The 6,286-nt window shown below is 68.1% G+C and carries 9 protein-coding genes and 1 tRNA gene; 4 read left to right on the top strand and 6 right to left on the bottom strand.

Going from position 1 to position 6,286, the window contains the following annotated elements:
* Nucleotides 1-136 precede the first annotated feature (136 nt).
* Nucleotides 137-209 (top strand) — tRNA-Gly (locus FL311_RS39920).
* Between the two features lie 58 nt (nucleotides 210-267).
* Here FL311_RS39920 and FL311_RS39915 read toward each other — a convergent pair.
* From FL311_RS39915 to FL311_RS39900, 4 genes are all read right to left on the bottom strand, one after another.
* Nucleotides 268-543, bottom strand: a complete 276-nt coding sequence (locus FL311_RS39915) for a hypothetical protein (protein ID WP_141332883.1) — start codon at nucleotides 541-543, stop codon at nucleotides 268-270.
* Between the two features lie 28 nt (nucleotides 544-571).
* A complete protein-coding gene (locus FL311_RS39910; RefSeq protein ID WP_141332882.1) occupies nucleotides 572-916 on the bottom strand; it encodes a hypothetical protein in 345 nt (114 codons plus the stop codon).
* A gap of 171 nt (nucleotides 917-1,087) precedes the next feature.
* Nucleotides 1,088-1,885 (bottom strand): tetratricopeptide repeat protein, encoded by a 798-nt coding sequence (locus FL311_RS39905; protein WP_228557402.1) that lies wholly within the window; start codon nucleotides 1,883-1,885, stop codon nucleotides 1,088-1,090.
* A 65-nt stretch (nucleotides 1,886-1,950) separates the two neighbouring features.
* Nucleotides 1,951-2,886: a LysR substrate-binding domain-containing protein gene (locus FL311_RS39900; RefSeq protein WP_141332880.1), complete on the bottom strand. Its 936-nt coding sequence runs from the start codon at nucleotides 2,884-2,886 to the stop codon at nucleotides 1,951-1,953.
* Nucleotides 2,887-3,121: 235 nt separating this feature from the next.
* Here FL311_RS39900 and FL311_RS39895 point away from each other — a divergent pair, with 235 nt between their 5' ends.
* On the top strand, nucleotides 3,122-3,352 hold the full coding sequence (locus tag FL311_RS39895) for a cupin domain-containing protein (protein ID WP_228557401.1): 231 nt from the start codon (nucleotides 3,122-3,124) through the stop codon (nucleotides 3,350-3,352).
* Nucleotides 3,349-4,197, top strand: a complete 849-nt coding sequence (locus FL311_RS39890) for an MBL fold metallo-hydrolase (protein ID WP_141332878.1) — start codon at nucleotides 3,349-3,351, stop codon at nucleotides 4,195-4,197. The genes FL311_RS39895 and FL311_RS39890 overlap by 4 nt, the downstream gene beginning before the upstream one ends.
* A 24-nt stretch (nucleotides 4,198-4,221) precedes the next feature.
* Here FL311_RS39890 and FL311_RS39885 read toward each other — a convergent pair whose 3' ends face one another.
* Nucleotides 4,222-4,656 carry a hypothetical protein gene (locus FL311_RS39885; protein ID WP_141332877.1) on the bottom strand — a complete coding sequence of 145 codons (435 nt, stop codon included), beginning with the start codon at nucleotides 4,654-4,656 and terminating at the stop codon, nucleotides 4,222-4,224.
* Nucleotides 4,657-4,664: 8 nt separating this feature from the next.
* The gene (locus FL311_RS39880) at nucleotides 4,665-5,114 is read right to left on the bottom strand and encodes a hypothetical protein (protein WP_228557400.1); all 450 of its coding nucleotides are present in this window, start codon (nucleotides 5,112-5,114) and stop codon (nucleotides 4,665-4,667) included.
* Between the two features lie 288 nt (nucleotides 5,115-5,402).
* Here FL311_RS39880 and FL311_RS39875 point away from each other — a divergent pair, with 288 nt between their 5' ends.
* The gene (locus FL311_RS39875) at nucleotides 5,403-6,161 is read left to right on the top strand and encodes a hypothetical protein (protein WP_228557399.1); all 759 of its coding nucleotides are present in this window, start codon (nucleotides 5,403-5,405) and stop codon (nucleotides 6,159-6,161) included.
* Nucleotides 6,162-6,286: the final 125 nt, after the last annotated feature.

Raw genomic sequence — 6,286 nt, 5'->3', positions numbered from 1 at the left:
GAGGTGCTGCTGGCGCGCGTCGGGGTGGCAACTTCCCCAGCAATTTGGCGCTGTTCAGGCGGCGCTGGAGGGGAGGGCGGTGTCGCCAACGTCCTTGACGCTCCCGGGGGGCTGCGGTACACCGGCCGGGTCGCTCGCGGTGGTAGCTCAGTTGGTAGAGCACGAGCTTCCCAAGCTCGGGGTCGAGGGTTCGAATCCCTTCCGCCGCTCTTGAAGGCCGGTAGTCCTCGAGGAGACTCGGGACTACCGGCCTTCTTGTTTCCAGGGCTACAGCGCGATGCAGCCGTAGACCTTCTCGTAGTGGACCGTCTGGGTGCCGGTCAGCACCCGCTCGGGCACACTGCAGCCGCACTGGAGCTCGCCCACCTTGGTGAGCTTCGCGGCCTCCGCGTAGTACGTGATGACGTAGTCGCGTCCCGTGATGTCACGGCACGGAATGGCCTGGGCCTCCGTCTCGGCGTCGACGGTGGCTTCGCCATCGACTCCTCCGCAGCCCACCAGCCATCCCATCGCCAGCAATCCCGCCATGATTCCCGTGCGCATGTGTCTCTCCGTTCGGGGTGTGGTGGGGTTACATCGTGCAGGTGTACCGGACGAGGCAGCCGCCCGAGTACACCGGGGTGATTGTGCCGAACTCGCAGAAGCCAGGGCCCGGGTAGACGATCTGGGGACAGTTGGCCTTGGCGGCGCGGGGAACACACTCGAAGCCGGTGAGGCACGTGCCCGAGTAGATGGGGTAGAGGTCGCCGTCCTCGCACAGCGGAGGCATCACCTCCGGGCAGATGGGCGGCGGCACGCGGCCACCCGCCATGCTCGTGACAGTCTCTTCCGGGGGCTCCGCGACGGGGGCTTCCGGACCGCAACCAACCAGCGCCAACAGGCCGCACATCGCGGCGAGACGTCCAAGGGTGTTCATCCAGGTTCTCCGTGTCAGACCCGCCAAAGCGGCGGGGTCCGGAGCCTCTACCAGTCACCTCTGACGCCTTCAAACCCAGCGCACGCCGAGTGCGGATGTCACAAGGCTCACGCCGCCGAGAACAGCTTTGTCTCGTGCGACTGCAATGACACGCTGACTGGAGGGCTGACGTTACAGGCAGTCACCGCTCAAGGGGCCGAGGCTCAGCGGCCCCGTGCTCCAGCCGTACTCCTCGGGCTGCGGCCCTTCACCCGGCACGAGCTGCACCTCGAAGAAGAAGCGCCTGCCCTGGTCGAACGGATACTTGCCGGCCTGCAGCTTCCAGGGGCGCGCCGGCTCCTTGCCGGCCGTGATTTCCACGCCGCCGCCCAAGGGGCGCCAATGGCCCGCGGTCCGCTCCGTCATGTCCTGGAGCGTCTCCACGACGCGCTTGTCCGCCGCGAGCGTGATGTTCTTCGGCAGCTGCCCCGGCCGGAGGAACCACCAGTCGGACGTGGTGCCCAGCACCTTCTCCCGGATGCCCTTCTCCTCCACCAGCACCGAGATGGCCTGACGCCACTTCTTGTACTCGTCACGCGCCTTGAGGGCCTTGAGTCCCAGGGCGTCGTCGTCGATCTTCGGCAGGATGGCCTTGGCGTCCAGCTCCACGGCCTTCGACAGGTCCGCGAGCGCCAGGTAGATCCAATTGCTCTCGTAGGCGCAGTCGTCGAAGTCGTCGGCGTCCTCCTTGCCCTGGTTGAGCAGGGTGGTCGTCCTCGCCCGGTTGAGCCGCGCATAGGCGTTGGACGGGTCTTGCTGCAGCGCCTTCTCGAAGAGCGCGTGGGCCTTCTTGTAGTCCCCCTTCCCATACGCCGCGAAGCCCTGGGCGTTGGCCTCCGGGGCCTTGGCGAGCGCGGGCTGGCTGATGCCCAGACAGAGCATCATGAGCAGCGAACCTCGGGCGGTCTTGGACAGGGACGTGGGCCTCACGCCCACGACTTCTAGCACAGCCCGTGTGGGCTGGGATGAGCCGCCGCGAGGCATGTCGGCGGCACTCAGCCCACGCGTGACGAAGCGGCCTTCCGCGAACGCATCCGTGGCGCGGGCTGGCCTCGGGTGGAGAATCTCTCTCCAAGCAGCTCGATGAAGCGTGCCAGCGGCGCGGAGCGCTGACGGGACGCACGGGTGACGGCGCTCCAGCGGCGTCGGATTCCCCGAGGGGTGAGTCGGACGGTCCGCAATCCCTGGCGCTGCTGCGGCAGCATCCATTCAGGCAGCGCCGTGACGCCAATACCTCCGCGCACCAGCTCGATCAGCGCCTCGGTGAGGGGCACGGGGGAGACACGTTGCGGCTCGAGTCCCGCGGGCCACAACACCCGCGTGAAGACATCGAGCTGTTCCCGGGGCGCGGCGTAGGTGAGCAGGTGTTCGCGCACCAGGTCCTGCGCCGTGACGTGCCCGCGCCGCGCGAAGGCGTGCGCCTCGGGGACCACCAGCATGAGCTCGTCCTCGAAGAGGGGTGTCCGTGCGAGCCGGGTTTGCTTCGGGACGTCGGGAGTCAGGGCGAGGTCCAGCTGTCCATCGAGCAGCGCTCCGAGCGGCTGACGCGTGGCCTCCAGGACGATTCTCAGCTCGACGCGAGGGTGCTCCGATTGCCACTGCCCGAGGATGGGCGGCAGCCAGCCATACACGGTGTAGCAGCCCGTGCTGAGCCTCAAGAGGTCATCCTGGGGATTCGCGCGGCACAGGGCCTCCGCCTGGGCGACTTCACTCAGGACCCGTCGCGCGGAGAGGAGCAGCTTCTCGCCCGCGCCGGTCAGCAGCAGACGTCGCTGGCGACGCTGGAAGAGCTGCACGCCCAGGTGCTCCTCGGCGTCCCGGAGCTGGTGGCTCAGGGCCGAGGACGTGAGGTGGAGCTGCCGGCTCGCGGCGGCCAGACTTCCCGTGTCGGCGACCGCGGCAACCAACTTGAAGTGACGAAGCTCGAGCATGACCGGGGCAGCTTCACATGAATCCCATTCAGCATCTTGGAGAAATCGTTTCGCTGCGCTCAGCGCCTGTTGCTCCTTAACGTGGGTGCACCACAGCCAGAGGAGCGGATGGATGCCGCGAACAGAGAGCTTCCCGAGAGTGCAGGGCCCCTTTCTCCCCCTGAGGCTCGACGACGTCGAACCCGTCATCGTGGGGCCCGGCTGCCTGCGGAGGGACTTGCCGAGCACCCGTGACGTGAGGGTCTGGGTCGTGGACATGGCCCCAGGGAGTCAGTGGCCCTTCGTGGATGTCCACGACACGGGGGAGGAGGTCTTCGTGCTGAGCGGTGAGCTCATCGAAGGAGAGCAGCGCCTGGGCCCAGGCTCGTACCTGTTCTTCCCACCGGCGAGCCGTCATCAGCCGAGGACGGAGACGGGTGTGCGTCTCTTCGGGATCAACCCCGTGCCTCCCCCGGAGGCGCGATGAACCGCCGAGGATTCCTGCGAGCGGCGGTCTCGCTCTCGGCGGGGGCGGTCCTGCTTCCACCCGGGCTGAGCCGGGCCGCGAAGCCCGTGGAGGCCGAGTCGCTTCGCGCTCAGCGCCTGGCCTGGGCCGGAGTGCGGTTGCAGTTGGGGAAGGACACGCTCTTCCTGGACCCGTTGAGTGACCCCTCCGTGTGGGGCGCGGCGCTGAAGGACCCGCTGGTCCCGATGGAGGTGGGGGAGGGCAACCGCTACGTCCTGGTGACGCATCGTCACCCCGACCACTTCGACCGACAGGCGGTGCGGCAGGCGTTGGGGGACACGGGGACGCTGGTGTGTGGTCCGGACATGGCGGCGACGGCCGCTGCGTCGGGCTTCCGGGTGCGGCCCGCGCCGCTCTACGAGCCCGTCCTGCTCAATGAGTTCACCGCGACGGCCGTTCCCGCGGTGGATGGTTACGGAGACCCGCAGGTGTCGTGGGTTGTCTCCGGGGGAGGGCGTCGCATCATCCACTGCGGAGACACGCTGTGGCATGGCTCCTGGTGGGGAATCGGCCGCCAGTTCGGGCCCTTCGATGCGGCCTTCCTGCCCATCAACGGCGCGCGCTTCGGGTGGCGCAAGCCCGTCAGTGACGTGCACGGCGTCCTGACGCCGGAGCAGGCGGTGGCCGCGGCGAAGGTGTTGGGCGCGAAGCTCCTCGTGCCCATCCACTACGGCGTCGCGCCGTCCGAGGACTATCGGGAGGTCCCCGATGCGGAAGCGCAGCTCCTCGCCGCCGCCCGCGCGCGGAAGGTGGATGTGGAGCTGGCGCGCCCCGGCGAGTGGCTGACCTGGCGGCCCAGGACCTGAGGCCGCCGGGCCTCGTGCCGCGCGCTACACCGGGCGGAGCGAGGCGCGGTCGATGTCGATGGAGTCCTCGTCATCCCCGAGGTGGATCTCGGTCCCCCGGAAGCGCTGGCCATCCGGCGTCACCAGGTACCAGGTGACGGCGATGGCGGGGTCTCCCGAGGGGGGAGACACGAGGACCTCCTCCCCGAGCAGCACGGCCACCCTCGCGGCCAGCTCCTGCGTGGTGAGCGCCTCGCCGCCGCTGACGCGGGACGCGTCGACGTACAGGCTCACGTCCGTGCGGAAGCCCGCAGGCCGCGAGGTGGTCGTCACGAGGACAACCTCGTTCCCGGGCCGGTCGACGTCGAACGGCGCCACCTCCCCGACCGGGATGCCAAGCGCGCGAGCGATGCCGTCGAAGAGCCGCTCGTCGCTCAGCGCGGCGCGGACGAGGAACCCCAATGGAAGTCTGTCGGCCATGTTTCCTCCTACCCGGCCTTGAAGGCCTTGAGCGCGGCCTTCCTATCAGCTTCGGGGATCTTCATCTTGTCCAGGATCTCCTTGGCGCGGGGCGTGTTCTTCATCTCGTTGTAGATGCCCAGCGCCTTGAACGCCCCGCGGTTCAGCTCGTGGATGCCATCGCCTCGCATGGGGTACAGGGTCCCATCGTGGTTGCCATAGGTCCGCCGGTTGATGGTCCACGTCTGGACCCCGGACTCGTTGCCCTTCTTGGCCTTGCCGCCGTTGATGTCCTCCACGTCCCGGTTGATGTTCACCCGGGACTCCACGACGCTGTTGTCTTCACGGATGTAGGACTTCTGGTTGACCTTGCGGATGAAGTGCCGGTCCGCGGGCTTCTTCAGCGGCTTCGCCGGCATGTCACCCGCCCAGGCGGGCATTCCGCCCAGCAACACCCCGAGCACCAACAGCAGGGTCATTGGGAGCCGGACTCTCGAGGTCGTGGAGCGGTGCATCGGGTTCCTCCTGCGCAGATGGACGAGCGTCGTCCTGGACCAGTCTGGCTCGACGCGCGAGATTCGAGGAGTGGGTATTCATGAGGCCAGGAGGGTGGAAAGCACCCTCCCGAGGACTCCAGGAAGGGTGCATCCGTGACCGCTGCTCCGACACTCCGTTTCGAACGCTATCGCGAGGTCCATCGTGGGGACGACCGCCCTGTCATCGAGCGGTGTGAACTGGTGCCGCCCCAGGGCGTCGACCCCCTGTCCTTGAAGCTCACCTTCCTCCCGTACTTCGGAGAGACGAAGCCCGACACCACGCTGGGCGCGTTCCTGGAGGAGCAGGAGGCCCACGCAGGAAGCGCTCGGCGGGCGCTGTTCCCGTCGAACCTGGAGGGGCATCTGCGCCATCCGACGGAGGAGCGCCGTCAGTTCCGCACGCTCGTCGAGCCCCAATCCCAGTACACCGACCTGCTCGTCGTGAGACGCGGCGATGCGCGGTGGTACGTCGACGAGGTCTTCTACCGCATCGAGTCGCTGTCGGGCTGGGCGCCAGGGGCGCGCACGGACGTCGTCGAAGGTCGGTTCGAGGACTTCCGCCGCTTCTCCCCGCTGGTCCAGCTGCGGCTGCACGAAGGGCTTCCGTGGCTCGCGCATCCGGAGGCCGCGTCCGCGTGCTCCGCGGAGGACCACGTCCTGGAGCTGTCGAAGTCGCCCGGCCTCCCCAACACGCGGAGCTTCTCGCTCACCGTCTTCCGGGACGGCCGCTTCCTGCGCCGCTCCACCCTCGAAGGTGAGCAGTCCGGCGCCGACGTCCATCGACTCACGACCTTGCTCATCGCCGCGAGTCGGCTTGCGCCCATCGAAGCGTTTCCAATGCCGCCGGGCTTCGCCCACGATGCCCAGACGCTGTCGGTCTCCTTCCCCGTGGCGAGGGGGCTGGAGCGCGTCACGTTGGACGAGAACACGCCGGCCGACATCCTGGCCTTCGCGCGGCAGGTGGCCGCGGCCTACGCCCTGGAGGTCTGACTCGACTTTCGCCCTTTTGGGATGGGATGCCCAAGCAGGGGTACGAGAGGAGAGAGGGCTGAGGGTAGGTAAAGAGCGGCCATCGAGACCAGCTGAGAGAGGTGTCGGGCAAGACACGCCTCTTC

Source organism: Myxococcus sp. AB025B, assembly GCF_006518215.1.
GTDB lineage: Bacteria > Myxococcota > Myxococcia > Myxococcales > Myxococcaceae > Myxococcus > Myxococcus fulvus.
The sequence above is the reverse complement of the archived record's forward strand: the minus strand, read 5'-3'. Positions and strand labels throughout refer to the sequence as shown.

Coding starts and splice junctions, on each gene's coding strand:
- FL311_RS39915 (WP_141332883.1), bottom strand. CDS start 543: ATGCGCACGGGAATCATGGCGGGATTGCTGGCGATGGGATGGCTGGTG.
- FL311_RS39910 (WP_141332882.1), bottom strand. CDS start 916: ATGAACACCCTTGGACGTCTCGCCGCGATGTGCGGCCTGTTGGCGCTG.
- FL311_RS39900 (WP_141332880.1), bottom strand. CDS start 2,886: ATGCTCGAGCTTCGTCACTTCAAGTTGGTTGCCGCGGTCGCCGACACG.
- FL311_RS39890 (WP_141332878.1), top strand. CDS start 3,349: ATGAACCGCCGAGGATTCCTGCGAGCGGCGGTCTCGCTCTCGGCGGGG.
- FL311_RS39885 (WP_141332877.1), bottom strand. CDS start 4,656: ATGGCCGACAGACTTCCATTGGGGTTCCTCGTCCGCGCCGCGCTGAGC.
- FL311_RS39880 (WP_228557400.1), bottom strand. CDS start 5,114: ATGACCCTGCTGTTGGTGCTCGGGGTGTTGCTGGGCGGAATGCCCGCC.